Origin of the sequence: Nonomuraea sp. NPDC005692 (assembly GCF_040631115.1) — a bacterium.
In the GTDB taxonomy this organism is placed as follows: Bacteria; Actinomycetota; Actinomycetes; order Streptosporangiales; family Streptosporangiaceae; genus Nonomuraea.
The window spans coordinates 99310-125345 of the sequence record NZ_JBEXYU010000018.1 but is presented as its reverse complement, the minus strand read 5'-3'; the positions used below and the strand labels follow the sequence as shown (position 1 = coordinate 125345).

Genomic DNA, 26036 nt, shown 5'->3' with positions numbered 1-26036 from the left:
TTGCGCGTCATCGTCACCGCTTTAACGCTGTTCGCCGGACTCCTGGCCGCCACCCCCGCGCAGGCCGCGACCGGCACCACCTACTACGTCGACGCCTCGGCCGGCGACGACGCCGCCGACGGATCGAGCCCGGACACCGCCTGGCGGAGCCTGGACAAGGCGAGCGAGCTGACGCTCGGCCCCGGCGACCGGCTGCTGTTCCGGGCCGGGCAGCGCTGGACCGGCCGGCTCACCCTGAAGGGCGCAGGCAGGCCCGGCGACCCGGCGACGGTCGGCGCCTACGGCCAGGGCGCCAAGCCGCTGATCGAGGGCGGCGGGCTCGACACCGCCGCCGTCACGATCGCCGACGTGCACGACTTCGTCGTGGACGGCCTCCAGGTGACCAACAGCGACGGCCGGGCCGTCTACCGCACCGGCGTCAACCTGTACGCCAAGGACTCCGGCAAGCTGGCCAACGTCACCCTGCGCAACCTCGACATCCACGACGTGGACGGCGCCGGCGGCCACAGCGTCGCCACGGCCGGGCTGCTGATCTCGATCAGGGGCAACCGGACGCCGACCTGGTTCGACCGGCTGGTCATCGAGGACAACGAGATCTCGAAGATCGGCTCCTACGGGATCATCATGTGGTCCACCTGGTCCCGCCGCAACGGCATGACCAGCCTCTACCCGGTCGAGACCGGCATCCCCGACAGCGAGGTGGTCACCTGGACGCCGAGCACGGGCGTCGTCATCCGCGGCAACCGCGTCCATGACGTGACCGGCGGCGGCATCACCCCGATGCACACCAAGGGCGCGCTCGTCGAGGGCAACAAGGTCGAGCGGGCGGTGACCGGCCGCACCAAGCCGACCGGCGGCAACGTCGGCATCTGGTGGCAGGGCAACGACGACCTCGTCGTCCAGCGCAACGAGGTCAGCGGCACCGGGTTCAACGGTCCGGGCTCGGACGGGCACGGCTTCGACTCCGACGCCGACAACAACCGCAGCATCGTGCAGTACAACTACAGCCACCACAACGACGGCGGGTTCTTCATCGCGGTGTCCTTCGCCGGCGCGCCCACCCGCGACACCGTGGTCCGCTACAACGTGAGCGAGAGCGACGGCTACGAGGTCTTCGGGCTGTCCACCGCCACCCACGGCACCGTCATCCACAACAACACCGTCTACGCCGACGGCCGGGTGGTCGAGGTCAAGCCGCCGCTGGCCGGGGCCGGCAAGTATCCCCTGGGCAAGGTCGTGCGCATCTACAACGACGCCGCGGGCGTCACGGTGCGCGACAACGTGTTCCTCAACGCGGCCGGCGCCGGGTTCGACGGCAAGAACGGCGCGATCTACGACCACAACCTCTACTGGGGCACCCCGCAGCCGCCGACCGGGCCCGACCACAAGGCGATCGTGGCCGACCCCCGGCTGGCCTCGCCCGGCTCCGGCGGCCTGGCCGGTTACCGTCCGCTCGACGGCTCGCCGGTGTTCGACGCGGGCGTGACCCTGCCCGCCGGCTCCGACCTGGCCGGCACGCCCGTCCCGGACGCGGCGCCCGACCTCGGGGCCTACCAGCGGGCCGTCCCGCTGCCCGAGGTGAGCAGCACGTTCACGCCCAAGGGCCACCTGGAGCGGCTGGCCGACCGTGACCCGGCCACCTTCTGGCAGAGCGTGCCCAGGCCGCGCTTCCCCGGCACCGTCGACCTGACCTACGCCCTGCCCCGCACCTTCAGCCGCGTCGAGGTGAGCGGCTCGCCGGACATCGTGTTCGACGTCCAGACCTCCGAGGACGGCCGCACCTGGCAGACCAGGGCGAGCGGCGCGAAGCAGGCGGTGACGCTCGCCGCGGAGGTCACCACGCGCCGGGTGCGGCTGGTCGTCACGGGCGAGGGCCGCCTCCGGATCGGTGAGGTGCGCCTGAGCGTGCCCGCCGCCACCGAGCCGTACCTGCCGCCCGGCGGCGTGCCGGTGGCCACCTCGTCGTTCGTGTCGGCGTCCGCGCTGGAGAACCTGATCGACGGCGACCCCGGCACGCCGTGGGCCTCGGCCTCGACCGGGGTGACCTTCCCCGGCGACATCACCGTCGACTACCGCACGCCGCGGACCGTCTCGGAGGTGACCCTGCACACCGCCTGGGCCAAGGGCCAGGGCATCACGGACGTGTCGCTGCAGACCTGGGACGGCGACTCCTGGGTCACCCGGGTGGACCACCACCTCATCGACTGGCCGTCCAGCAGCGCCACCGTCGAGACCAGCACGATGCGGCTGCCCGCGCCGGTCTCCACCCAGAAGATCCGGCTGATCGTCCACAAGGCGAACCTCGAATGGGGCAACCTCGCCCTCTACGAGATCGTCACCCGCTGACCAGATCAGGAGAATGAAGGCATGACTCAGGTGCTGTCGGGAGCGATGCATTACTTCCGGGTCCTTCCGGAGCAGTGGCGGCAGCGCCTGGCCATGCTGCGGGCCATGGGCCTGGACACCGTCGAGACGTACGTGGCCTGGAACCTGCACGAGCCACGGCCCGGCCACTTCGACTTCACCGGCCGGGCCGACCTGGGCCGCTTCCTGGACCTGGCGGCCGAGGAGGGGCTGCGGGCGATCGTGCGGCCGGGGCCCTACATCTGCGCCGAATGGGACAACGGCGGCCTGCCCTGGTGGCTGCTCGCCGACCGGGACGCCCCGCTGCGCTGCCACGACGAGACCTTCCTCGGCCACGTCGGGCGCTTCTTCGACGAGGTGATCCCGGTCGTCGCCGCCCGGCAGGTCACCCGGGGCGGCAACGTGAGCATGGTCCAGGTCGAGAACGAGTACGGCTCCTACGGCTCCGACCGGCGCTACCTGGCCTGGCTGGCCGACGGGCTGCGGGAGCGCGGCCTGGACGTCCCGCTGTTCACCTCCGACGGCGCGATCGACCACATGCTCTCCGGCGGCACCCTGCCGGGCGTGCGGGCGACGGTGAACTTCGGCTCCGACCCCGAAGGCTCCTTCGCCGAGCTGGCCCGCTTCCGGCCCGAGGACCCGCCGGCGTGCATGGAGTTCTGGAACGGCTGGTTCGACCACTGGGGCGACACCCACACCACCCGGGACGCCGCCGAGGTGGCCGGCATCCTGGAACGCATGCTCGCCGCGGGCGCGTCGGTCAACCTCTACATGGCCCACGGCGGCACCAACTTCGGCACCTGGGCCGGCGCCAACCTGGGCGGCGACCTGCAGGACGGGGAGTACCAGCCGACCGTCACCTCCTACGACTACGACGCCCCGATCGACGAGCGGGGCGCGCCGACCGAGAAGTTCTGGGCCTTCAGGAAGGTGCTGGCCGCCCACCGGCAAGGCCCGGTGCCCGAGCCGGAGCCGCTGCCGCCGACGCTGCCGCCGACGCTGCCGCCCGGCGCCGTCGAGCTGACGCAGTCGTTGCGGCTGTTCGACGCGCTCCCGCCGGTCGCGGGCCGCTCGGCGCGGCCGCCGACGTTCGAGGAGCTCGGGCTGGCCCACGGGCTGGTGCTCTACCGGGCCACCGTGCATGGGCCGCGGGGGCCGTACGAGCTGCACGTCGACGGCCTGGCCGACCGGGCCCACCTGTTCGTGGACGGCGAGCCGGTGGCGGTGCTCGAACGGGACCGGCTGACCGGCGTGCCCGTCGCGGTGCCCGGCCCGTCGGCGGTGGTGGAGCTGCTGGTCGAGTCGATGGGCCGGGTCAACTACGGCCCCCGGCTGGGCGACCGCAAGGGCATCGTCGGCGGCGTGCGGCACGAGCGGCAGTACGTGCACGGCTGGGAGGCCGTGCCCATCCCGCTGGACGACGTGTCCGGGCTGCCGTGGGGCCGTACGGGCGCGACGACCGGGCCGGTCTTCCACCGCGGCACGCTCACCGTGGCCGAGCCGCGCGACGCCTACCTCGCCCTGCCGGGCTGGACCAAGGGGTACGTGTGGGTCAACGGGTTCTGCCTGGGCCGCTACTGGGATCGGGGCCCCCAGCGCACCCTCTACCTGCCCTGGCCGCTGCTGCGCGCGGGCGGCAACGAGCTCGTCGTCCTCGAGCTGGACGGCTGCCAGGAGCCGGTCGTGGAGATCCGGGAGGAGGTCGGCCTTGGGTAACGCGTGCCCGGTCGTCGTCCCCCGCCTGCAGCGGTGGGACGGCGGCGCCGGCGTACTCCCCCGGGCCGCGCTGGCCAGGGTCGTGAGCGACGAGGCCGGCCTGCGTGACCGGCTCGTCCGGGAGATCGGGCAGGTCACCGGCCTGACCCTGGCCGCGGCCGGCGGGCCGGCGGGCGCCGGTGACGTCGTGCTGACCCTCGACCCGGCGCTGACGTGCGAGGCGGGCGGCGCCCGCTTCGCCGAGGAGGGTTACCTGCTCGCCGTCACCGGCGAGCAGGTCCGGATCTCCGCGCCCACGGCCACCGGCCTGTTCTACGGCACGCGCAGCCTGCTGCAGATCCTGCGCACCACCGCCGAGCTGCCGGTGGGCGCCGCCGCCGACTGGCCCGACTACCCGGTGCGCGGCTTCATGCTGGACGTGGGCCGCCGCTTCTTCACGCCGGGCTTCGTCCGCGAGCAGCTGGCCGTCATGGGCTGGTTCAAGCTCAACGAGCTGCAGCTCCACCTCAACGACAACGGCTTCCTGGCCCCTGACGGCACGTGGTCGGAGGTGCAGGCGGGCTTCCGGCTGGTGCCCGAGGACCCCGCGCTGGCCGGGCTGGCCTCGGCCGACGGCGCCTACGACCGGGCGGACTGGGACTCCTTCGAGGAGGCGGCGGCGGCCGAAGGCGTCACCCTCGTCCCCGAGATCGACGCGCCCGCCCACGCGCTGGCGTTCGTCCGGTTCCGTCCCTCGCTCGGGCTGGGCGACGACCATCTGGACCTGTCGAAGCCGGAGTCCACGCAGTTCGTCAAGGACCTGTTCACCGAGTTCGTCCCCTGGTTCCGCGGCCCGCACGCGCACTTCGGCGCCGACGAGTACCTGGCCGACGAACCGCGCTACAAGGAGTTCTTCAACGCGATGGCGGCCCACCTGCGGGCGCTGGGCAAACGTCCGCGCGCGTGGGGCAGCCTGACCAGGATGGCGGGCGGCGTCCCCGAGGGCTACGACCCGGACGTGGTGATCAACTGCTGGGCCACCGTCTGGTACGGCCCGCACGAGGCCAGGCGGGACGGCTACGCCTTCGTCAACACCAGCGACTCCCTGCTCTACATCGTCCCGGCCGCCACCTACTACCACCCCGACGGCCTGGACGGTGAGTACCTGTACGACCACTGGGCGCCGCACGTCTTCCCCGACGGCCAGAGCGTCGCCCCCGGCGATCCGCGGCTGCTGGGCGCCATGTCGGCGGTGTGGAACGACATCACCGCGGCGCCCTACACCGAGGACGACGTGCGCGACCTGGTCGAGCCGACCTTCGCCGTCCTGGCCCAGAAGATGTGGAGCGGCGCGGGGGGCATGCCGTACCACGCCTTCATGGACGCCGTACGGGAGGCCGGCGGGCCGGTGGGCCCGTAGTTCCGTCAAGGATGGACGGCCGGCACGATGCGCCAGTCGCGCTGGAAGACGAGGTTGTGCAGGTCGGCGGCGGCGATGGCGCGCAGGACGGGGACGAGCTCCGCCGCCTGCTCCGCGTCCGCGACGTTGAGCGGCCACTCCCCGACGGTGGCGCCCCGCAGGTGCGGATGGTGGAATCCGGCGCCGTAGTGGGCGGTCAGGGTGATCGGCGCGAGGCCCGCCGCCCGCTGCGCCGGCCAGGACAGCGACCAGACGGCGAAGCTGCCGCCGGTGGCGTCGGCCCGCGTGCCGGTGGCCTCGACGGCGCCGGCGCCCAGCAGCAGGTGGCGGTCGAACTCGGCCAGCACCTGCCGTGCGGGCGCGTCGAGGAGTTCGACGGCCCGCCGGAAGGCGTCCTGCTTGCCCTGGCGGGTGACGTGCCCGGCGTGGGTGCCGTCGCGCAGGTCGGCGAAGTGGCGGACGAGCGCCTCCAGGGGGGCGGGGGGAACGTTCATCGGTGGTCCTTTCGCTGGTCGGAGGGGGCCTGCTCGCGCAGGGCGCGGGCCAGCAGGGGAAGAAGGGGACGGTCGGGGCGCAGCACGTCGCCGTGGACGGCGCCCGGCGGGCGCAGCAGCCGCACCGGGACGCCGTCCGCGCGCAGCCGTCGCGCGTAGGACTCGACGTCGTCGTGCACGGGGTCGTCGCGGCCGACGGCGAGGACGGCGGGGGCGACCCCGGCCAGGGTGGGCGCCTCCCAGTGCGTCGTGTACAGGCGGGTGCCGTCGGCGTCGCGGACGGCGGCCGGCCGGTCGCCGCGCCAGGCGCGCCAGGCCCGGCGCAGCGGCTCCGCCTGCGGGAACGCCGACGGCGAGCGGCGGTAGGACGCCCCGGCGCAGGCGGGGTCGAACGGCGGATAGGCCAGCACCTGCGCGGCCAGCGGCAGGCCGCGGTCCCGGGCGGCCAGGGCGGCGCCGGCGGCGAGCGTGCCGCCCGCGCTGTCGCCGCCCACCGCGAGCGGGATCCCGGCCGCCTGGCCGTGGGCCCAGGCGAGGGCGGCGAGGACGTCCCGCACGGCGCCGGGGTGGCGGTGGCGCGGCGCGAGCCGGTAGTCGACGCTGATCACCGTCCAGCCGGACCAGGCGGCCAGGGCCGCGGTGGCGTCGTGCCATTCGGCGGCCGAGCCGCGCTGCCAGCTGCCGCCGTGCGCCCAGACCAGCAGCCCGGCGGGCGGCAGGCCCTGTGGCCGATGGACCCGGACCGGCACAGGAGGCGAGCCGGGAAGGACGAGACGTGACCACGACGGTTCCGGGCGTACGCCGGTCTCGGGAATCACCGCGCCGCTGGGCTGAGGATCCATGATGTGCTCCGCGAACGAGAGAGGGATGGCGGGTCAGGCGTGCGCGCGATCGCGCCGGCCGCGCAGGAAGAGCGCCGCGACCAGCACGCCGAGCAGGACGAGGGCGGTGTTGGCGGCGATCGCGACGGTGACGCCGTGCAGGACGGCCGCGCCGGTCACGGCCCCGGCCGTCGCGGCGGTGACGATCGCGGACATGATCGGGGTGCCCATGGTGATGCCGATCTGCTGGGACATCGAGGCCAGGCCGGTGGCCAGGCCCTGCTCCCGGTCGGGCAGGCCGGTGGTGGCGGTGACCATGAAGCCGACGATGACCAGCATGTTCCCCACGCCGCCCAGGAAGGTGGCGGGCAGCAGCAACCCCATCGAGCCCGAGGTGCCGCCGAGGAGCAGCAGGGCGCCGGTGCTGACGGCCTGCAGCAGCCCGCCGCCGACCAGCACGGTCACGGTCGAGGTGCGGGCGATCGCCTTCGGGGCGAGCAGGCCGCCGGCCACGGTGCCGAGACCGAGCACGCCGAACGACAGCCCGGCGGCCAGGGCGGTGAAGCCGAGGGTCTTCTGCAGGTAGAGGGTGAGCAGGTACACCAGGGACGTCTCGGTGACGAAGGCGAGCAGGCCGAGCAGGTTGCCCCAGGCCACGGTCGGCTTGCGCAGGACGTGCAGCGGCACGAGCGGCGCGGCGGCGCGGCGTTCGACCAGGTGGAACAGGCCGAGCAGGACGGCCCCGCCCAGCAGCCCGGTCAGGGCGAGCGGGTGGGTCCAGCCGTGCTCGCCGGCCTGCGTCAGGCCGTAGACGACGCCGAGCAGCCCGAGGGTCACGCTGAGCGCGCCGGGCAGGTCGAGCCGGGGACGGTCGGCGGGCCGGGACTCGGCGATGACGGCGGGCGCGACCAGAAGCACGGCGAGGGCGACGGGCACGTTGACGAAGAACGCCCAGCGCCAGGAGAGCAGGTCGGTCAGGACGCCGCCGAGCACGGCTCCGGCGGTGAACCCGGCGGACATGAGCGCTCCGTTGAGGCCCAGCGCCTTCTGCCGCAGCGGCCCTTCGGGGAAGGACGTGGTGAGCAGGGCGAGCCCGGCCGGGGTGGCGGCGGCGGTGGCCAGGCCCTGGGCGATGCGGGCCACGATGAGGATCTCGGGGGTGGGGGCGAGCCCGCCGGCGAGCGAGGCCACGCCGAGCAGCGCCAGGCTGCCGAGGAAGATGCGCTTGCGGCCGACCAGGTCGCCGATGCGGCCGAAGAAGAGGGTGAAGCCGGCCGCGCACAGGGCGAAGGCGGTGGCGATCCACTGGAGGCCGGACAGGGAGAAGCCGAGGTCGTCGCCGATGGCCGGCAGGGCCACGTTCAGGATCGAGAAGTCGACGGCCAGCATGAACTGGGCGACCAGGAGCACCGCGAGGACGAGACGCAGGCGGCCGGTCAGGTGCCGCGGCGGGGCCTGGGCGGCGGACGTGGGCAGGGGTGTGGTGGTGGTCATGGCAGGGCTTTCTCTCGGGCGTGCCGGTCGGCATGCCGCCATAAACGGTTCTTTAGTTCCGTTAAGATGAGAGAACAGTAGCACCAGAACCGTCACTAAGGGAACTACGGTTCCGATAAGCGTTCGAACGAGGAGGAGTCCGTATGGCCGCCGTCCCACCGCCGGGTGCCGTCCGTCCTGGTGGGCGCACCGCCCGCGTCCGCGAGGCCGTCCTGCGGGCTGCCGGCGACACCCTGGTCGAGAAGGGCTTCGCCGGGCTCGACCTCGCCGACATCGCCCACCTCGCGGAGGTCGGCAAGACCACCGTCTACCGCCGCTGGGGCACGCCCGGCGCGCTCGCCGCCGACCTGCTCAAGGACATGGCGGAGACCTCGCTGCCCCGCGCCCGCAACGGCGACGTGCACGCGGACCTGCGCGACAACGCCCGCCTGGTCGTGCGGACCCTCACCGACCCCCGGCAGGGCCGCCTGTTCAAGGCGTTGATCGCCGCCTCGCTCTGCGACGGGGAGGCCGCCCGGGCGCTGCACCGTTTCTACGCCGTGCGCATCGAGGAGTGGGCCGGCTGCGTCACCGACGCGATCGGGCGCGGCGAACTGCCGCCGGGCACCGACCCGCGCCGGGTGATCGCCGCCGTGTCCGCGCCCCTGTACTACGCCCTGCTCAACACCGGGGAGGCCCTGGACGAGGCGGCCGCCGACCGGGCCGCCGCGGCGGCGCTGGCGGCGGCCCGCGCCGGGGCCCTCTGAGGCCGGGCTCCGGCCTGATGCCGCCGTCCCGCGAGCCCGTCAGATCTTGAGCTCGGCGTAGACGGTGTCGAGGTAGCCGGCGAAGTCCGCGGTGTACTCCCGGTACCGCCTGCGCCAGCGCTCCAGGTCGGCGGCCGACACCGAGGAGCCGAGGACCTCCGTCAGGTGGGCGATGAGGAAGGTGTCGTCCTGGCCCGCCTCGAACCGCACCCGACTCTCGACGATCTCGAACCTGCGCATCAGGTCGAGGCGGAGCAGCTGGTAGAGGAAGGACTCGGCGGCGAACCTGAGGGACTCCGGCATCTCCTTCGAGATCGACTGCGGGCCGTGGTACCAGGAGAGGTAGATGGCGTCGTCGAAGATCTCGAACCGGTAGGTCGCGGTGTCCTCGATGTAGGCCAGGTCCACCGGGCAGATGTGCCGGTAGTCGAACAGCGCGACCGTGCTCATGATGAGCTCCTCGCGCAGCTCCTCCGACAGGGTGGAGTTGTCCTTGCCCGCCAGCCTGGCCCAGCTGGTCCGGTCGGTGGCGCGGCGCGAGATGGCCAGCTTGTCGCCGGGGTTGAGCATCGCGACCCGGACCTGGTGGGGGAAGTGGCGGGACCTGGTCAGCCGGGCCGACACGTAGCGGGCGCTCGGGCCGCAGAAGGCGTAGAACCCGGTGGCCTCCAGGCTCGCGGTCACGTCCTTGTTGAAGGCGTCCCCGTACGTGCCGTCCACCGGGTCGAAGGACGGGTAGACGGCCGTCGGCATGAAGCCCTTGTGCATCGAGGCCACCTCGGTGCGCAGCCCCGTGGCCAGGTCGTCCAGGTGCTGGGCGATGTTCTCCTCCATGCTGCGCTGCTGCACCTGGGAGCTCAGGACGGAGAACACGACGGCGAAGGCCACGGACGCGATCAGGTTGAGGCCGATCGAGGAGAGCACCGCCGCCCTGGTGAGGGCCGGGTCGAAGAACAGCATGAGCACCGCGGCGAGCAGCGTCACCGCGCAGGAGAGGCCGAACGCGTACCAGCTGAGGGTGTTGCGCAGCTTGCGAGGAGTCGTACGCATGCAGAGATCTCGCTTCGTCGCCGAGTGTCGCCACGATCCCCGATCCCGTTCCATGCTAACCGCGGCGGCGGCGTGGCGCGGGGCACCGGGGCGGCGCGACGGCCCAATATGATCATTCGCATCGCCGCCTTACTCCGGGCCGTCGCCCGCCACCGCTTCGGGCGTCCGGCCGTCGCCGCCGTCGCGCTCTACCTGACCGCTGCCGCCGTCGCCGCCTGGTACGACGGCGGGCGGTGGTTCGTCGCCGTCGCGGCGGCCGGCGTCCGGCCCGGGGGTGACGAGGCGCGGCTCCTGCCCGCGGCGGTCTGCGTGCTCAACGCGTGGGCGTTGTGGCAGATCCTGCGCGGGCCCGTCCGGGCGGGCGCCGCGGCGTTGCCGCGTGACGTGGTGTGGCTGCGGCGCCTGCTCTACGCGGACGTGGCCGGCGACCTGCTGCTCTGGGACCTCCTCGACGACCTCTCCAGCCTCGCGGAGTACGTCGCCCGCTGGGCCGTGTGGGCCGCCACCATGCTGCTGCTGGTGCGGACACTCGCCGGGGTCACGGCCCGGTTCCGGATGATCACGCTCGGGCTCGGCCTGGCCGGGGTCCTGGGCGCGGCGTCGCGGCCGTTCGCCGAGATCCCGCTGCTGGCGCTGTCGTTCCCGCTCGCGCTGGCCACCCTCGCGTGCAAAGCGTTGATCATCACCGGGCAGGGACGCGACAGCCGGTTCGGCGCCGTCACGATCGCCGTCGGCTGGACGGCCCTGCTGGTCCCGCAGGCCTACTCGCTCCTTCAGGCCGGACGGCTGACGTTCGACGGCCTGTCGCTCGTCGTGCACGCGCTCGACGGGCTGCTCGTCGTGTGGGCGGCGCGCACCGCGCACGAGCTCGCCGTGCCCGTCCCGGACGGCGCGGCGTCCGGGACCGGGCGGGCGCCACGGCTGCTCGCCGCCGCCGCGATCCTGCTCGTGCTGCCGATGGCGGTCGTCGGCGCGGAGCGGGACGCCCGGCTCACATACACGGCCGCGGACGAGGGCTGCCGAGGCCGGCTCCGGCCCGCGGCCGGCCTCGGCCCGGAGGAACGGCGGCGGTCGTTCCTCTGCCTGGCCAGGAGCGAGACCTTCGCCGCGGGCACGATGTTCCCCGGACGGCTGGCCGACCAGCGCGTCCTGGCCTACGGCGGGCAGCTGTGCGCGCTGCGCGGCGACCAGGAACGGCTCGCGCTGCACGAGCGGGCCGGCGGCATGGGGGACTCCATCGAGCTGGCCGCGGCCCTGGAGTACCTGTGCCCCGGCATCGTCGCCCGGCAGACCGCCGACGCCGACCGCCGCCAGGCCGAGCGCGACCTTCAGGAGGCCAGGTGGAAGGCCGAGGCGAACGCCCGGTGCGCCGACCCGTGGCCCCGGGTGCGGGCCAGGCGGCAGGGCACCGCCGCGTACATGTTGTTCGAGGGGGGCGGCTACGCCGTCTTCGACGACCGCGACGACAGCGCGGGCGACCCCGGCAACATCTATGACGCCGGCGAGGAGGCCGCCGACATCTTCGACGCCGTCGAGGACGGGTTCATCGACGCCGCGGGCAGCGGCGCCGCCATCGTGACCGCCGAGGAGAACGCGCCGATGTGCCTGACGGTCAAGGCGTTCGACCGCGCCCCGCCGCTGCGGCTCGCCGGCTGGGACCGGGTGGTCGAGGTGGGCGTGATCAGCCGCAGCGGCCGTCTGGTGGTGCCGGCCTACCCCAGGGGCGGCGACAGCGGGGCGGCCGGGCCGCTGCCCAGCATGGCCGTCGCCGGTCCGGGCCGCTACCGCCTGCGCGTGCACGCCCGCACGATGCCCTGGGACGAGGACGACCCCGACGCGCCGCTGGAGGAGCACCTGATCGTGGTCTATCCCGGCCGCTCGACGGAGAAGGTCGTCCACCGCCCGCGCGGCTGACCTCGCCGGGGTCCGGGCGTCCCAGGTGGGCGTCGGCGCCGTGTCGCAATCACGACATGGCAGACAAACGGCACGGGTGACACCTGGCGCGCCGCGCCTCTGATCACTCACTCTCGTGTGCACTGGTTGTTGCTACGAGAGGTTTCACCCCCATGCACTGGTCCGCCCATGTGACGGTGGCAGGAGTCACCACCGCCGCCCTGTTGAGCTCCCCGTTATCGGCAGCCTCGGCCGCGGCCGAGCCCGCCGGTGGGAGCGTCCACCGCGTCACGCTGATCACCGGGGACGTGGTGACCGTCAGGCAGGCCGAGCCGGGCAGGCACGCGGTGGAGGTGAAACCGGGGCCGGGCCGTGAGCGGATGGCGTTCACCACCACCGAGGAGAACGGCGAGCTACGGGTCCTGCCCAAGGACGTCGTGCCCTTCCTGGCGGCCAAGCGGCTGGACCCGGCCCTGTTCTCGGTCACCCGGCTGATCGCCCAGGGGTACGACGACGCGAAGGCGGACAAGCTGCCGCTGCTGTTCCTCTACGACGGCGCCGCGCCGAAGAGCGCGTCCGCGCCCGAGCTGGAGAGCGTCAACGGCCGGGTGGTCGCCGCCGACAAACGCACGATCGGCGGGTTGTGGAAGTCGCTCGACGGGCAGCGGGCCACGCTGTCGCAGGGCGTGTCGAAGATCTGGCTGGACGCCAAGGTCAAGGCCACCCTCGACCACAGCGTGCCGCAGGTGGGCGCGCCGGAGGCGTGGCAGGCCGGGTTCGACGGCAAGGGCGTCAAGGTCGCCGTCCTGGACACCGGCGTCGACGCCACCCACCCCGACCTGGCCGGACGCGTCAAGCAGAGCAAGGTGTTCACCGGCGAGCCGAGCGTCCAGGACGGCAACGGGCACGGCACCCACGTGGCCGCCACCATCGCCGGCGGCGACGGCAGGAAGGGCGTCGCCCCCGGCGCCGAGCTGATGGTCGGCAAGGTGCTCGGCGACGACGGCTCGGGCACCCTGTCCGGCGTCATCGAGGGCATGGAGTGGGCCGCCGCCGAAGGCGCGTCGGTGATCAACATGAGCCTCGGCGGCAGCGCGACCGACGGCACCGACCCGCTCAGCGAGGCCGTGAACACCCTCACCGAGCGCACCGGCGCCCTGTTCGTGGTCGCGGCGGGCAACGACGGCGCGGCCTACTCGATCGGCACGCCCGGCGCGGCGACCTCGGCACTGACCGTCGGCGCGGTCGACGGCAAGGACGTGCTGGCGGACTTCTCCAGCCGCGGCCCGCGCCTGGACGACGCGCCCAAGCCCGACCTCACCGCCCCCGGCGTGGCCATCGTCGCGGCCCGCGCGGCGGGCACCAGCATGGGCGAGCCGGTGGACGAGCGTTACACGGCCGCGTCCGGCACCTCGATGGCCACGCCGCACGTGGCGGGGGCCGCCGCGATCGTCAAGCAGCGCCACCCCGGCTGGACGGCCGGGCAGATCAAGGACGCGCTGGTCGGCTCGGCCAAGCCCATCGCCGGCCAGCAGATCGACGACGCCGGCGCCGGCCGCCTGGACGTGGCCCGCGCGGTGCGCCAGGGCGTGACCGCGACCGGCGTGGTCGACCTCGGCAAGCACCAGCAGGACCAGGGCCCGGCCACGGCCGGGGGCACCATCACCTACGCCAACGGCACGGCCGCCCCCGTCACGCTGGAGCTGGCCACCACCCTCGACAAGGCCGAGCTCAGCGCCAGGACCGTGACGGTCCCGGCGGGCGGCACCGCCGACGTCAGGGTCACGGTGGACCTGCCCGGTCTCACCTTCGGCCGGTACGGCGGGCTGGTCACCGCCACGGCGGGCGCGGAGCAGGTGCACACCACGCTGGCGCTGACCTGGAAGGGGCCGCAGCACAAGGTCCGCTTCACCGCCATCGACGCCGCCGGCGAGCAGACCGGCGCCGACACGCTGTCGATGTTCGGCGCGTCGCAGCAGGACGACCTGTTCACCTGGCTGCCCCAGGAAGGGCTGACCGTGGAGGTGTCCGAGGGCACCTACATGACGCAGTCGCTCAACCTGGGCAGCGGCTGGGGCCGGACGCACCCGCGTGACGGCATGGTCGTCATCCCCGAGCTCAAGGTCGACCGCGACCTGGACGTGGTGCTCGACTTCCGCAAGACCACCCCGGTGACCATCAGAACCAAGGAGCCCGCCGAGCAGGTGGGCATCTACACCTACTTCACCTATCGTGCGTTCGGCTCGCGCAAGATCTCCCAGGGCGTCATGAACTTCGACGTCATCGAGGGGCTCAACGTCTCACCGACCCAGCCCGTGCGGGACGGCTCGTTCGAGTTCGCCTCGCGCTGGCAGCTCGTCGCGCCCAAGCTCACCGCCCGCATGCCCGGCTCGGGCGAGCCGTACCCGATGGGGTTCCTGGGCCGGTCGCCGGGCGTGGACGGGCGGCACATGTGGCGGCTCGCCGACGGGGCGGCCGGGTCCAAGGGCAAGGCCGCGGTCGTCCGCAGCGAGGACATCGACTGGTCCGACCCGTCCGGGGCCGCGATCAAGGCGGGCGCGGTCGCGGTGATCCTGGTGCTGTCCCCCGACGACGCGTTCGGGCACGGCTGGAAGCCGGTCGGCGCGGACCTGCCGATCCCGGCGCTGGTGGTCGCCAATGACGACGGGCAGCGGATGCTGGAGCGGATGAAGAAGGGCAACGCCAGGCTGGAGGTCACGGGGCAGATGGACTCGCCCTACCTCTACGACGTCATGCAGGTCTCCGACGGCCGGGTGCCGGACAAGATCGTGCACGAGGTGAACGACGGCAACACCGCCCGGGCCGCCACGACCTACGCCGACAACGGGGGCTTCGGCTGGGCCAAGGAGCAGCGCTTCGGCTGGCGTCCCTGGCAGTCGTACTCGCTGGGCCAGCAGATGGAGACCCAGCGGATCGTGAAGACCCCGCTGCGCCGCACCGAGTACGTCAGCGCCAACGGCTCCTACTGGCAGCACCTCGTCAACCACCAGTACGTCTGGGACGAGATGGGCCGGCTGCTCGACGGCATGACCGAGCAGCCGCGCACCTACCAGCCCGGCACGCGGATCAGCGAGAGCTGGCACGCCCCGGTGGTCCGCCCGGCGATCCCCGGCTGGCTCAAGCCGTCCACCCGGGAGGGCGACACGATGGAGATCCGCATCCCCGAGTTCGTGGACTCCTCCGGGCACGTCTCCCGCGCGGGCGTCGACAACGACACCGCCTCGGCCCGGTTCTTCCGCGACGGCACGCTGGTGGCCGAGCGCGAGGCCGCCTGGGGCGCGTTCCCCGCGGCGCCGCAGGAGGCCGCCTACCGGCTGGAGCTGTCCACCAAGCGCACCTCGGAGGAGTGGACCACGGCCACCGCGACCGAGACGGCCTGGACATTCCGCTCCAAGCCGGGCGACCGGGTGCTGCCGCTGCTGCAGGTCGACTATGACGTACGCCCGGAGCGCCCCGGTCTGGTGGGCTTCGCCGTACGGCATCAGGAGGGCGTGACCGGCGCGCGCCCGAAGGACCTGAAGCTGGAGCTGTCCTACGACGACGGCGCGACGTGGCGCCGGCAGCCGGTGATCCCGCTCGGCGGCGGCCGCTACGACGCGATCGTCCTGCGCCCGCACCCGTCGCTGCGGGTCACCGCCACCGACTCGGCCGGCAACACGGTCCGGCAGACGGTGATCAGGGCCTACTGATCGGTCAGAGCCAGTTCTCGCGGGCGGCGTGCCAGGCCAGTTGCATCCGGGTCTGCGCACCCGCCCGCTCCATCAGGTAGGCGATCCTGCGCTGCACCGTCCGCTGGGAGATCTTGAGCTGGGTGGCGATCGACTTGTCCGGAACGCCGGCGACCAGCAGCGACAGCAGGTAGAGATGGTCGGCGTCGAGCGGGCTGCCGGGGTTGGTGAGGCTGACCGGGGTGGCCCGCTCCCACAGGCTCTCGAACAGGGCCTTGAGGGCGTCGAGCAGGCTGCTGGGCCGGATCAGCGCGGCGGTGAGCTGGGTCAGGCCGTGGGTGTGCTGGATGAGCGGGAGCACCCCGAGCTCGCCGTCCGCGATGATCATCCGTACCGGCAGGACGGGCAGCGCGCGGGCCTGCTCCCCCAGCGTGATGCCGTCGGCGAGGTTGACCAGCATGCCGGGTTCCTCCAGCAACGCCCCTTCGTAGATGACGCGGTAGCCGACGCCGCGCCGCAGGGCCGCGAGCTCCTCGCTGTTCTCCTGCGAGCTCATGGCCACGTGCCCGGCCCGGCAGAGGCTGAGCACCTCGTGGCGGGCGCCGTCCTGCAGCAGCCGGAGCTGCTCGCGCAGCGCCGCCCGGCTGGTGATCACCTCGATGAGCTGCGCGGCCTCGCGCCGCCGGGCGTGCGCCAGGTACTCCCCCGTGAGCTGCTCCATGGCATGCCGCGCGCGGTCGACCTCGGCCTGCCGCCGGTGCAGCCGGGCCGCGAGCGCGACGTCGGGGGCGACCGCCGTGAACCGGCCGGGCTCGCCCGGCACGGCGCGCGCCAGGCCCTTGGCCAGCAGCGAGCCGAGCGCCTGCCGCGCCACCTCGGCCGCCACGCCCAGCTCCTCGGCCAGGGCGTCGGACTCCACCTCGGTGGTCCTGACCAGCAGCCGGTAGGCGGCCTCCTCCTCCGCGCCCAGCCCCGCCGCGCTCAGCACGTGCCGCACACGGCCCGATCCAGATTCACCCGGCCATTGTAGAGAGCGGCCGCCGGGCCGGCGGCCGGGCCGGTGACGGCGCCTGTCAGGTCACCCGTTCGGTGCGCAGTTCGTGGCTGCCGTCGGGGAGCCGGGCCTCGTAGAAGAGCCGGTGGGTGCCGTCGGGGAGCGGGAGCACGTCGAGGTAGCGGACGCCGGCCACCGGCGGCCCGTCCACCGGCGTCAGCAGCGGCGCTTCGCCTGCCCCGGTCGCGCCGGCCGGTGTGGCCAGGCCGGTGCGTTCGCGCCAGTTCTCCGCCGCCGAGGCCCGCCCGTCGTAGCAGGCCCGGCCGTCGGGCAGGACGCTGGTCAGCCGGGCTCCGCGGGCGTCCCACGAGCCGGGCCGGCCGGTGAGGACGGTCCCGTGCCGGCGCCAGCTCAGCCCGTCGCGGCTGGTGGCGTACGCGGTGCTCATCCGGTCCTCCGCGCCGGGCGTCTCCAGCGGGTGGCAGCAGATCCAGGCCCGCCATCCGGTGCCGTCGTACCGGATCACCGGGTCCTTGACGCCGGTCCGGGCGTCGCCGGTGAGCACCGGCCGCACGTCCGCCCCGGCCAGGCCCTCCGGGGACGCGGCCTCGACGACGCCGATCCACCAGTGCCTGGTTCCCGGCGTGGCGCAGCTGACGTACAACCGCCACCGGCCGGAGGGCAGGCGTACCAGGGCGGGGCGCTCCACCATCGCGGCGCCGAAGCGGCCGCGCGGCAGCACGGCGACCGTGGTGAAACGCTCGCCGTCCGTGGAGCGGGCCACCGCGTTGTGGTCCTCGCCGCCGTCGCGTACGCGGTAGGCCAGGACGTACGTGCCGTCGGCGTCGAGCGTGGCGCTCGGCGCGCCGGCCCAGTGCCGCGGCCCGCGGCCGGGCGCCGGAACGGCGACGGCGTGGCGCCCGGTCCCGGAGCCGGGCAGCGGGAAGGACGGCACGAGCGGAGGACGGGAGTACGTGCTTGCGGTCATGGTCCGAGTCTGCGCGGGGGCGGGATCGTGCGGCAGTGGCAGCACTGCTCACCTACGGGAATTTCCTGCCATACTCGGTGACCGGGATCCGGCATCCATCACGAAAGGGCGACATGACGCCACGATCGGCACGACAGCCCGCTCCCGTCCGCGCGGGCAGAGCGGCGGAGAGGCCGGTCCCTCCCGGCCGCCACATCCCCGCGGCGGGCGCGTCCGCCGGGCGTGGACGGTCGTCGTGACCGCGGGCGTCGACGTTCCCGACGGGCGTGGCCGTACCGGCCTGGACCAGGCGGGACGCGACCTGACCGGCAACCCCCGGGTGCGGGTGCGCGACGTGCGGCTCCTGGCCTGCAACTGGTACGTGCTGCGCACCACCACCTTCGACTACCAGCACGCCGACGGCCGCTGGAGCATCCAGCAGCGGGAGACCTACGACCGCGGCAACGGCGCCACCGTGCTGCTGTACGACCCCGACCGCCGCACCGTCCTGCTGACCCGGCAGTTCCGCTACCCGGCCTACGTCAACGGCCACCCCGACGGGATGCTCCTGGAGACCGCGGCCGGGCTGCTGGACGACGAGGCGCCGGAGGAGGCGATCCGGCGCGAGGCCGCCGAGGAGACCGGCCACACCGTCGGCGAGGTCGAGCGGGTCTTCTCCGTCTACATGAGCCCGGGGTCGGTGACCGAACGCCTGCACTTCTACGCCGCGCCCTACAGCGCCGCGACCCGCACCTCCGCGGGCGGCGGGGTCGCCGCGGAAGGCGAGGACATCGAGGTCGTGGAGCTCGGCTTCGACCACGCCCTCGATCTGGTCGGGCGCGGTGGGATCGCCGACGCCAAGACCATCATGCTGCTGCAGTGGGCGGCGCTGAGCGGCCCCTTCTCCCCCGCCCGTACGCCGGACCGGCCCGTGACGCGGCCGTAGGGGCCGTCGCCGAGCTGTCGCGGCCCGGCGTCACGGAAGGCGGCGGAAGGCCCGGCGGTAGGCGGCGGGGGCGACGCCGCGGCGGGCGGCGAAGTGGTGGCGCAGGGTGTCGGCGCCGCCGAACCCGGCCCGGACGGCCACGGCGTCCACGCCCAGATCGGTGGTCTCCAGCAGCTCCTCGGCGAGCTGAAGGCGGCGTTCGAGCAGCCAGCGGTGCGGGGTGGTGCCCGTCAGGGTCTTGAACCGCCGGGCGAACGTGCGCGGCGACATGGCCGCGCGCGCCGCGAGCGCCTCCACCGTCAGCGGCCGGTCGAGGTGCGCCAGGATCCAGTCGAGCAGCTCCGCCAGTTCGTACGGGGTGCGCTGCGGCGGCATGGGCGCCTCGACGTACTGGGCCTGCCCGCCGGCGCGATGGGCCGGTACGACCAGGCGCCGGGCCAGGGCGTTGGCCGTGGCGGCGCCGTACTCCAGCCTGATGAGGTGCAGGCAGGCGTCGATCCCGGCCGCGGCTCCTGCGCTGCTGAGCACGGGGCCGTCCTCGACGTACAGGATGCCGGGCTCGACGGTGATCTCGGGATGACGGCGGGCGAGCAGGTCGGCGAACTGCCAGTGGGTGGTGGCGCGCCTGCCGTCGAGCAGCCCGGCGGCGGCCGGCAGGAACGCGCCCGTGCAGACGGTCAGCACCCTGGCGCCGCGCCCGACCGCGTCCCGCAGCGCCGCCAGCAGCGGGGCGGGGACGGGCGCGTCGAGCCGCGGCCAGGCCGGGACGGCCACCAGATCCGCGTCGGCGAGCCGGTCGAGCCCGTGCTCGACGTGGACGGCGAACCCCGAGGTCGTGGGGATGGCGCCGGGCTCCGCCGCGCAGACCGCGAAGTCGTGGACGGGCAGCCCGTCGTCGGTGCGGTCCAGCCCGAACACCTGGCAGACGATCCCGAGCTCGAACGCGGCGACCATGTCTCCGACCACGGCCACGACCCTGCGTATCACGCCCGCCAGTATGGCAGGAACTTCCCGAACCACGGCATTTCCGCCACGGTCAGTCGATGGCCCGCACCGGTGGAAGAGCCCGCCGGACCACCGGCGTCTTCGCGTTTGCGGCGCGCTTCTGCGGGCATGGCGTGCTGACCCAGGAGAACGTGAGTTCGAGGAGAGTCGGCATGAGTCACGGACCGGTGGAGAAGGACCCCGACGACTGGACGACCGGGGACGAGCCCATGACCGGCCCGCAGGAGTCCTACCTGCACACCCTGGCCAGGGAGGTGGGCAGGGAGGTGCCCGGCGGGCTGAGCAAGGCCGAGGCGTCCCGGTTGATCGACGAGCTGCAGGAGAACAGCGAGCGCCTGCGCGCGTCCGGCACTCCGCCGGAGGGCACCGGCTGATCCGGCGCGTCCCGGCTCTGCCCCGCGCAGGGGAGGCGTTTCCCCCTCGGGAGGGAGATCGCGGGCGGGCCGCGCGGCCTACCGTGGGCGGCCATGAGATCACTCACACGGCCCGCGCTGCTGGCCGCGGGCTGGGCGGCGGCAGCCGCCCTCGTGCTGGTGGCGCCCGGGAACCTGGTCATGCGGCTGGCGTTCGGCAAGCTCGACGACCCCGCGCTGGCCCGGCAGTCGCTGCTCGCCGCGCTGGGGGTGCTGCTGGCGCTGGCGGCCGTCCGCTTCGGGACGCGTACCGCCGCGCAGCCGCACCGGCGGCGGGCCGACGGGACGGTCCGGCCCGCCCTCTGGGCCAGGACGGCGACCTGGACGGCGGCCGTCCTGCCGGTGCTGGGCTTCTCGGTGCCGCACCTGCTGTGGGGGCTGGGCCTGCCGCTGGGCGTGGCGGAGGGCTCCCGCGCGGGCCTGGCCGAGCTGGGCGGCTCGGCGGTGTTCTGGGTGCTGCTCGTCGCCGGGCCGGTGGCCGGGGGCCTGCTCACCCTGGGGCTGATCGCCCGATGGGGACAGGTCGTCCCGCGCCGGGTGCCCCTGGCGGGGGGACGGCGAGTGCCGCGCGCGCTCGCGGTGGTCCCGGCGGCCGTGGTCGGCATGCTGGTCGGCCAGTACGGCGCGATGATGACGAACTGCCTCGCGTTCGGCGTCACCCGCACGTGCGCGCCCGGCGGCGGCACCGAGGTCCTCGACGGGAGCTGGGGCTTCGCCGGGACCTACCCCGTCTTCCTGCTCTGGGGGGCGTCACTGCTCGCCGCCGTGGCCGGTTACCTGCACACGACCGCGCGGACGCCGGTCAGTGGCTCATGACGTGCCGCCGCTTCGGGGGCTTGCCGTAGCCGAGCAGGCCCATCATGCCCTGCTCCTGGTGGTAGAGGTTGTGGCAGTGGAACATCCACTCGCCGGGGTTGTCGGCGTGCACGTCGATGCTGATCCGCTTGTACGGCATGACGTTCACGGTGTCCTTCCGCGGCCCGCCGCGCTCGGTCGTCCGGACCTGGAAGGTGTGGCCGTGCAGGTGCATCGGGTGCCACATGTGCGTGTCGTTGTGCATGACGATCCGGATCGTCTCGCCCCGGTCGACCCGCAGGCGCAGCGGGTCGTCGGAGAGGTGCCCGTTGAGCGGCCACTCGCTGCCGGCGGTGCCCTGGCGCCAGCCGAGCGTGACGGTGACGGTCCTGGACGGCGGGCGCAGCTGGTCGCGGCGGCGCGCCTGGAGGTCCTGGTAGGCGAGCTGCCGCCGCTGGAGCTCCGGCACGGCGCCGTCCGGTGACGGGGTGCGGGCGCCCGGCGTGGTGCGCACCACCGCGAACGCCCGCCCGGCCTTGCCCTCCGCCATCGCCATCAGCGGGAACGCCCCCGCCTCGAGCGTCACGACGAAGTCGTAGCGCTCCCCCATGCCGATCACGACCGTGTCCACGGTGACCGGCTTGACCGGGAAACCGTCGGTGTGGGTGATGGTCAGGCGGTGGCCGCCGAGCGCCACCCGGAAGGCGGTGTCGGCGGCCGCGTTGATCACCCGGAACCTGGCGCGCACGCGGGGACGGCTCACGAAGGTGGTGGGCTCGTCGGCGGTGCGGCCGTTGACCAGGTAGTACGGGTAGCGCACGTGACCGGACGTGCCGCCGAGGACGTGGCTGCTCAGGGTGTCGTCGTGCGGGGTGGTGTTCAGCGTGCGCAGCGTGTCGTCGGGCGTGCCGTTGACGCCGTCCTGCCAGTCGTCGAGCACGACCGTGAACTCCTGGTCGTACTCGAGCGGCTCCGCCGGGTCCTCCACGATCAGCGGGCCGTACAGGCCGCGGTCGCTCTGCATGCCCACGTGGGAGTGGTAGAAGTAGGTGCCGGGGTCGGGGACGGTGAACACGTAGTCGAACGTCCCGCCGGGCTGGGTCGGCCGCTGCGAGAGGCCGGGCGCGCCGTCCATGTCGGCGGCGATCCTGATGCCGTGCCAGTGCACGGTGGTCGGCGCGGGCAGGTCGTTGACGAGCCTGGTCCGCACGGTGCCGCCGGCCGTGGCCCGGATGGTCGGGCCGGGCAGCAGGCCGTCGTAGGCCCAGGTGGACACGGTCCGCCCGCCGAGGGACACGGTGGCGGGCGCGGCCCGCAACACCCTCCTGCCGGACTCCCAGGCGGCCCCTCCCCCCGGCGGCCGGGCGGACGGCCCGGCGGACGCTCCGGCGGCGGCCGCCGGAACGGTGCCCAGGGCGGCGAACATGCCGCTGACGAACAACCTGCGGGATACGGTCCCACGCGAATCAGTCACTACGGATCCCCCTCATCCATCTCGCAAAATAACGGAGAGTCACCGCGAAACGACGACGCCACGCGCGTCGGGGCGGTTCAAGATCGCCGTACTCGGGCCCAGGGACGATCCGCACCCGGACCCGGCGCCGACGCGACGCCGCGATCCCGGCATACTGGGCCGACAGATCATCACCTGAGGGAGATCATGCGTATGAGCACGCCGTCATCGCAGCCGGGAGCCGAGCGGGCCGGCGGGCCGTCCGTCCGGATCGGCGCGCTCGTCCCGCTCACCCCGCCCGGCTGGGTCGAGGCGGGCCGCCACCTGCTCGCCGGGCTGGAACTGGCGGTGCGGGACGTCAACGACGCCGGCGGCATCGGCGGACGGCCGCTGGAGCTGGTGGTCCGTGACACCGCGGCCGACCCTCGGAAGGCGGAGGCGGCCGTGGACGAGCTGGCCGGGCTCGGGGTGGCCGCGCTGGCCGGCGAGTACCACAGCGTGGTCGCCCGTGCCGCCGCCGCCCGCGCCGACGCCGTCGGCCTGCCGTTCCTCTGCTCCTCGGCGGTCCTCGACGCGCTCACCGACGAGCCCGCGAAGTGGGTCGCGCGCCTGGCCCCGGCGCAGTCGCGCGGCTGGCGGATCTACGCGGACTTCCTCCTCGGCGCGGGCCACGAGCGCGTCGCGGTGGCGACGCAGCCGAGCGTCTACTGGGCGTCGGGGCTCGGCATCCTGCGCGACCACCTCGCCGCCCGCGGCGGCACGGTCACCGAACTCGACATGACCGCCCGCACCCCCGAGGCCGTGTGCGACGAGCTCGCCCGCGACGGCGCGACGGCCCTGCTTCTCCTGGTCGGCCACCCGGAGCCGGCGGTGCCGATCGTCAGGGCCGTGCGCCGCGACCCGCGGCTGGCCGGGACCCTGATCGGCGCGCCGGCCGGGCAGCCGGAGTTCCCGGGGTGGGCCGAGTCGCTGGGCGACGACGGCGCCGCGATCCCGTTCCTGCGCTACCTGCCCGAAAGCCTGAGCCCCCTCGGCGTGCGGGCCGGGACGGCCCTTCGCGAGCGGCTGGCCGGAACGCCGTCGTTCGTCGCCTTCGAGGGCTACGACACGGTCACCGTCCTGGCCGAGGCGCTGCGTTCGCACGGGGTGGACCGGGCGGCCGTCGCCGGATCCTGGCCGCAGGTCGCGGTCGAGGGCACCCGGGGGCCGATCCGGTTCTCCCGCGCGCCGGGCATCAGCGTCTGGCAGTGGGCCTGGCCCCCGATCCAGGTCGCCGACCGCGACCCGGCGAACCCGGAACACTTCCGCACCCTGCACACCGCCTGACCCCCACCCGGCGCCTCAGGAGGGGTGGCGGGACACGTCGAGTCTCTCCGCCAGCCGCTCGAGGCCGGCCGACCGGTAGGTGGCGACGGCACCGGCGTTGGAGCTCGGGCAGCACACCAGCACGCTGGACGAACCCGCCTCCCGCAGCGCGCGCGCCGCGGCGACCGTGATCGCCCGGCCGTGCCCGCGCCCCCGGTGGGCCGGGTGCACCCCCATCGGCTCGATCAGCCCCGGCCTGCCCTCACCGGCCGACCACACCGCCACGGCCGCCACGGCCTCGCCCTGGTCGTCGCGGGCGAGCAGGCACCGCGCGCCGGTGTACGGGACGCCCGCCGCCATCGCGTGCCAGCGCTCCTCGGTGAAGGTCGAGCCGTCGAACGACGCCCGCAGGACCGCGGCCCACTCGTGCGCCTGCCCCGGCCCGACCGCCTCGACGTGCACGCCGGGATCCGGGACGGGTGCGCCGAGGTCGCGCCCGAGCACCGTCCACGGGTCGTCGGCCACCCAGCCGTCCTTCAGCAACAGCTCCCGGACCAGCGCGCCCGGCGGCGACTCGACGTACACCGGCCCCTCGGGCAGCACCCCGCGGCCGGGGACCGACACGTCGCCGGCCACCCGCCGGGCCAGCTCCTCGTCCTGCGACGCCCCCGGCGCGAACGCCAGCCGCAGCAGGTCGGCGCCGTCCAGCAGCCCGGCGGCGACGATCTGCCCGGCCCGGCTCCAGGTCACGGTGGCCTCCGCCGTGCGCCGCGCGCCGAACCGCCAGAACCATCCCACGTCACCCGGATGCAGTTGCACGGGCTCTCCGTCGTGCTGCCACTCCCCCAGCAGCCGCACCACGTCGCCGAGCCCGTCGATCCCCGGCCTGCCCGTCTCGATCGTCATCTCCCGATCACACACCATCCCGCCCGCGCACCGCACCTGGATTTCCCGCGGGTGAGGAGGACGGCTAGGGAACCCGCGGGGCCGCGAGCCGGTCGTCGGTCCAGGCCGCCGTGATCGTCGTGACGCCGGACTTGCCGAGTCCGGCAGCGCCAGCTTCCGGCCAGAGCGCCCGAGCGGGTCCTTGGCGACGCCGAGATCGTCCACGCCCTTGGTGGTCCTGAGCACCTGGTACGCGGCGGCCCTGACCTTGTCCGGCGCCGGGACCGCGTACAGCAGGGTGACGGCCTCCTCGGCGACGTACCGGTCGCGCTGGTCCAGCCAGTCCTGCTTGCGCGCCTTCGGGTCGGTGGTCGTGGCCTCGCCTCCTGCGACGCCTTGTCGATCCAGGCGTCGACGTCGGCGGCCAGGCGCGTCCGCAGCCCCTCGGCGTCCGCGGGCAGGGACTGCAGCTGCTGGAGGCTCACGTACTTCCCGTCGCCGAGCCGGAAGCCGGGCGGGCGCTTCTCGGCCACGAGGGTGCCCTTGCCGGGGCCGGTGGACAGGCGGATCTTCATGCCCTCCGTCCGGTACGCCCAGCTCGACGGCGAGCCGTCGGCACGCCAGGCCGCCTCGTCCTTCGCGGTCGCGGGCCTGGCGCCCAGGTCGCGGTACCCGTTCCAGCTCCTGCCCTCGGGCGACGACCAGTGGGTGCTGACGCTGCGCTGGGTCACGTGATAGCCGCTGCCGACCGTGCGGGGATGGACGCTGGTACGGATCGACTCGACCCGCCAGTACGCCCCCTTGGGCGCGTCGGCCGCGGCGGGGGCCGCGGTGGCGGCGAGGCCGGCGGCCAGCACCAGAGCGGTGGCGGCGAGGGCATGGGTGTGGCTCATCGGTTCTCCTTCAAGGGGTTGACGTCCGCCCAGCGGCTGTCCTTGATCGCGACGTACGTCAGGAGCAGGCCGTCGGCGACGGAACGGGTTTCGACGGAAAGCGGGCTGCCGGAGACCGGGTCGATCACCAACCGGGTCCTGGCCGCGCCGGGAAGGGCGGACGGGGCGAACTCGCCGGCGTCGTACTCGACCGCCTGACCGGCGCGGCCCAGCACGTCGGTCACCGGCCCGGCGGCGGTGACCCCGGGCAGGGAGGCGAGCAGCCGGTACGCGGCCGCCCTGGTCCGGCTCGTCACCGGCGCGAACAGCAGCAGCCGCGCCGCCGCGCCGACGGTCGCGCGGTCGTCGGAGCCGAGGGCGGCCAGGAAGACCTCGGCGGTCAGGTCGTCGGCGGCCTGCTGGTCGAGCCGGCGGCCCAGGTAGGCGTGGATCTCGCCGACGTACCGGTCGTAGAGCTCGCCGAACCGCTCGGGGCGGCGGCGCGAGAGTTCCAGCAGGGCCTCGTCGCTGATCGCCGCCGGCGGGCCGGTGCGGTTCCGAACCGTCGGATGAGCCGTCGAATGGGCAGTCACACCCCTTACTCCACCGGTGGGGCGATCTTCTTTCACGGCCGGGGTGGAGGCATCGCGCTCAGGGGCGGCCGGAACACGCGTCGCGCGCCGCGACATGGCGTCGCGGCGCGCGAATGGAGAGGTGGCGGAGGGCCGTTCTGCC

21 protein-coding genes are annotated in these 26036 nt (G+C 74.0%); 11 read left to right on the top strand and 10 right to left on the bottom strand.

Going from position 1 to position 26036, the window contains the following annotated elements:
- From ABZ459_RS31315 to ABZ459_RS31305, 3 genes are read left to right on the top strand one after another with little or no spacing between them, the layout of a single operon-like run.
- Positions 1–2346 (top strand): discoidin domain-containing protein, encoded by a 2346-nt coding sequence (locus ABZ459_RS31315; RefSeq protein WP_357977934.1) that lies wholly within the window; start codon positions 1–3, stop codon positions 2344–2346.
- A gap of 21 nt (positions 2347–2367) precedes the next feature.
- On the top strand, positions 2368–4080 hold the full coding sequence (locus ABZ459_RS31310; protein ID WP_357977932.1) for a beta-galactosidase family protein: 1713 nt from the start codon (positions 2368–2370) through the stop codon (positions 4078–4080).
- Entirely contained in the window at positions 4073–5479 is a 1407-nt protein-coding gene (locus tag ABZ459_RS31305; RefSeq protein ID WP_357977929.1) for a glycoside hydrolase family 20 protein, read from the top strand. The genes ABZ459_RS31310 and ABZ459_RS31305 overlap by 8 nt, the downstream gene beginning before the upstream one ends.
- A 5-nt stretch (positions 5480–5484) precedes the next feature.
- Here the strand turns inward: ABZ459_RS31305 and ABZ459_RS31300 are convergent, their stop codons facing one another.
- From ABZ459_RS31300 to ABZ459_RS31290, 3 genes are read right to left on the bottom strand one after another with little or no spacing between them, the layout of a single operon-like run.
- Positions 5485–5973, bottom strand: coding sequence for a hypothetical protein (locus ABZ459_RS31300; RefSeq protein ID WP_357977925.1), 489 nt, complete (start codon positions 5971–5973; stop codon positions 5485–5487).
- Positions 5970–6815, bottom strand: a complete 846-nt coding sequence (locus ABZ459_RS31295) for an alpha/beta hydrolase (protein WP_357977922.1) — start codon at positions 6813–6815, stop codon at positions 5970–5972. The genes ABZ459_RS31300 and ABZ459_RS31295 overlap by 4 nt, the downstream gene beginning before the upstream one ends.
- 33 nt (positions 6816–6848) lie before the next feature.
- Complete coding sequence (locus ABZ459_RS31290) at positions 6849–8288, bottom strand: MFS transporter (protein WP_357977919.1); 1440 nt, start codon at positions 8286–8288, stop codon at positions 6849–6851.
- 143 nt (positions 8289–8431) lie between these two features.
- Between ABZ459_RS31290 and ABZ459_RS31285 the strand changes: the two genes are divergently transcribed.
- Positions 8432–9034: a TetR-like C-terminal domain-containing protein gene (locus tag ABZ459_RS31285; RefSeq protein ID WP_357977916.1), complete on the top strand. Its 603-nt coding sequence runs from the start codon at positions 8432–8434 to the stop codon at positions 9032–9034.
- 39 nt (positions 9035–9073) lie between these two features.
- Here the strand turns inward: ABZ459_RS31285 and ABZ459_RS31280 are convergent, their stop codons facing one another.
- Complete coding sequence (locus ABZ459_RS31280; RefSeq protein WP_357977914.1) at positions 9074–10084, bottom strand: hypothetical protein; 1011 nt, start codon at positions 10082–10084, stop codon at positions 9074–9076.
- 108 nt (positions 10085–10192) lie between these two features.
- On the opposite strand from ABZ459_RS31280, the gene ABZ459_RS31275 reads away from it, so the two are divergent.
- Together ABZ459_RS31275 and ABZ459_RS31270 are read left to right on the top strand one after the other, a co-directional pair.
- The gene (locus ABZ459_RS31275; protein ID WP_357977911.1) at positions 10193–11998 is read left to right on the top strand and encodes a hypothetical protein; all 1806 of its coding nucleotides are present in this window, start codon (positions 10193–10195) and stop codon (positions 11996–11998) included.
- Between the two features lie 203 nt (positions 11999–12201).
- Complete coding sequence (locus ABZ459_RS31270) at positions 12202–15687, top strand: S8 family serine peptidase (protein WP_357977907.1); 3486 nt, start codon at positions 12202–12204, stop codon at positions 15685–15687.
- 4 nt (positions 15688–15691) lie between these two features.
- Here ABZ459_RS31270 and ABZ459_RS31265 read toward each other — a convergent pair whose 3' ends face one another.
- Together ABZ459_RS31265 and ABZ459_RS31260 are read right to left on the bottom strand one after the other, a co-directional pair.
- Positions 15692–16663, bottom strand: a complete 972-nt coding sequence (locus ABZ459_RS31265) for a helix-turn-helix domain-containing protein (RefSeq protein WP_357977904.1) — start codon at positions 16661–16663, stop codon at positions 15692–15694.
- A gap of 76 nt (positions 16664–16739) precedes the next feature.
- On the bottom strand, positions 16740–17648 hold the full coding sequence (locus ABZ459_RS31260; protein WP_357977901.1) for a hypothetical protein: 909 nt from the start codon (positions 17646–17648) through the stop codon (positions 16740–16742).
- A gap of 235 nt (positions 17649–17883) precedes the next feature.
- Between ABZ459_RS31260 and ABZ459_RS31255 the strand changes: the two genes are divergently transcribed.
- Positions 17884–18573, top strand: a complete 690-nt coding sequence (locus ABZ459_RS31255) for an NUDIX domain-containing protein (RefSeq protein ID WP_357977898.1) — start codon at positions 17884–17886, stop codon at positions 18571–18573.
- A 30-nt stretch (positions 18574–18603) separates the two neighbouring features.
- On the opposite strand, the gene ABZ459_RS31250 is transcribed toward ABZ459_RS31255, so the two are convergent.
- On the bottom strand, positions 18604–19560 hold the full coding sequence (locus tag ABZ459_RS31250; protein WP_357977895.1) for a helix-turn-helix domain-containing protein: 957 nt from the start codon (positions 19558–19560) through the stop codon (positions 18604–18606).
- 170 nt (positions 19561–19730) lie between these two features.
- Between ABZ459_RS31250 and ABZ459_RS31245 the strand changes: the two genes are divergently transcribed.
- The gene (locus ABZ459_RS31245) at positions 19731–19952 is read left to right on the top strand and encodes a DUF3072 domain-containing protein (RefSeq protein WP_357977893.1); all 222 of its coding nucleotides are present in this window, start codon (positions 19731–19733) and stop codon (positions 19950–19952) included.
- 93 nt (positions 19953–20045) lie between these two features.
- Complete coding sequence (locus ABZ459_RS31240; protein WP_357977890.1) at positions 20046–20807, top strand: hypothetical protein; 762 nt, start codon at positions 20046–20048, stop codon at positions 20805–20807.
- Here ABZ459_RS31240 and ABZ459_RS31235 read toward each other — a convergent pair.
- Positions 20794–22260 carry a multicopper oxidase family protein gene (locus ABZ459_RS31235; RefSeq protein WP_357977887.1) on the bottom strand — a complete coding sequence of 489 codons (1467 nt, stop codon included), beginning with the start codon at positions 22258–22260 and terminating at the stop codon, positions 20794–20796. The two genes, ABZ459_RS31240 and ABZ459_RS31235, sit on opposite strands and share 14 nt — an antisense overlap.
- 192 nt (positions 22261–22452) lie before the next feature.
- Between ABZ459_RS31235 and ABZ459_RS31230 the strand changes: the two genes are divergently transcribed.
- Positions 22453–23565: an ABC transporter substrate-binding protein gene (locus ABZ459_RS31230; protein WP_357977884.1), complete on the top strand. Its 1113-nt coding sequence runs from the start codon at positions 22453–22455 to the stop codon at positions 23563–23565.
- A 15-nt stretch (positions 23566–23580) separates the two neighbouring features.
- On the opposite strand, the gene ABZ459_RS31225 is transcribed toward ABZ459_RS31230, so the two are convergent.
- Positions 23581–24450 carry a GNAT family N-acetyltransferase gene (locus tag ABZ459_RS31225; RefSeq protein WP_357977881.1) on the bottom strand — a complete coding sequence of 290 codons (870 nt, stop codon included), beginning with the start codon at positions 24448–24450 and terminating at the stop codon, positions 23581–23583.
- 534 nt (positions 24451–24984) lie between these two features.
- Between ABZ459_RS31225 and ABZ459_RS31220 the strand changes: the two genes are divergently transcribed.
- Positions 24985–25164, top strand: a complete 180-nt coding sequence (locus ABZ459_RS31220; protein WP_357977878.1) for a hypothetical protein — start codon at positions 24985–24987, stop codon at positions 25162–25164.
- A 154-nt stretch (positions 25165–25318) separates the two neighbouring features.
- Here ABZ459_RS31220 and ABZ459_RS31215 read toward each other — a convergent pair whose 3' ends face one another.
- A complete protein-coding gene (locus ABZ459_RS31215) occupies positions 25319–25894 on the bottom strand; it encodes a hypothetical protein (protein WP_357977876.1) in 576 nt (191 codons plus the stop codon).
- Between the last annotated feature and the right edge of the window lie 142 nt (positions 25895–26036).

Bases quoted from the DNA above. Each gene is read 5' to 3' on its own strand.
- ABZ459_RS31300 (WP_357977925.1), bottom strand. From the start codon at position 5,973: ATGAACGTTCCCCCCGCCCCCCTGGAGGCGCTCGTCCGCCACTTCGCC.
- ABZ459_RS31225 (WP_357977881.1), bottom strand. From the start codon at position 24,450: ATGACGATCGAGACGGGCAGGCCGGGGATCGACGGGCTCGGCGACGTG.
- ABZ459_RS31280 (WP_357977914.1), bottom strand. From the start codon at position 10,084: ATGCGTACGACTCCTCGCAAGCTGCGCAACACCCTCAGCTGGTACGCG.
- ABZ459_RS31260 (WP_357977901.1), bottom strand. From the start codon at position 17,648: ATGACCGCAAGCACGTACTCCCGTCCTCCGCTCGTGCCGTCCTTCCCG.
- ABZ459_RS31310 (WP_357977932.1), top strand. From the start codon at position 2,368: ATGACTCAGGTGCTGTCGGGAGCGATGCATTACTTCCGGGTCCTTCCG.
- ABZ459_RS31295 (WP_357977922.1), bottom strand. From the start codon at position 6,815: ATGGATCCTCAGCCCAGCGGCGCGGTGATTCCCGAGACCGGCGTACGC.
- ABZ459_RS31275 (WP_357977911.1), top strand. From the start codon at position 10,193: ATGATCATTCGCATCGCCGCCTTACTCCGGGCCGTCGCCCGCCACCGC.
- ABZ459_RS31285 (WP_357977916.1), top strand. From the start codon at position 8,432: ATGGCCGCCGTCCCACCGCCGGGTGCCGTCCGTCCTGGTGGGCGCACC.
- ABZ459_RS31290 (WP_357977919.1), bottom strand. From the start codon at position 8,288: ATGACCACCACCACACCCCTGCCCACGTCCGCCGCCCAGGCCCCGCCG.
- ABZ459_RS31245 (WP_357977893.1), top strand. From the start codon at position 19,731: ATGAGTCACGGACCGGTGGAGAAGGACCCCGACGACTGGACGACCGGG.
- ABZ459_RS31230 (WP_357977884.1), top strand. From the start codon at position 22,453: ATGAGCACGCCGTCATCGCAGCCGGGAGCCGAGCGGGCCGGCGGGCCG.
- ABZ459_RS31240 (WP_357977890.1), top strand. From the start codon at position 20,046: ATGAGATCACTCACACGGCCCGCGCTGCTGGCCGCGGGCTGGGCGGCG.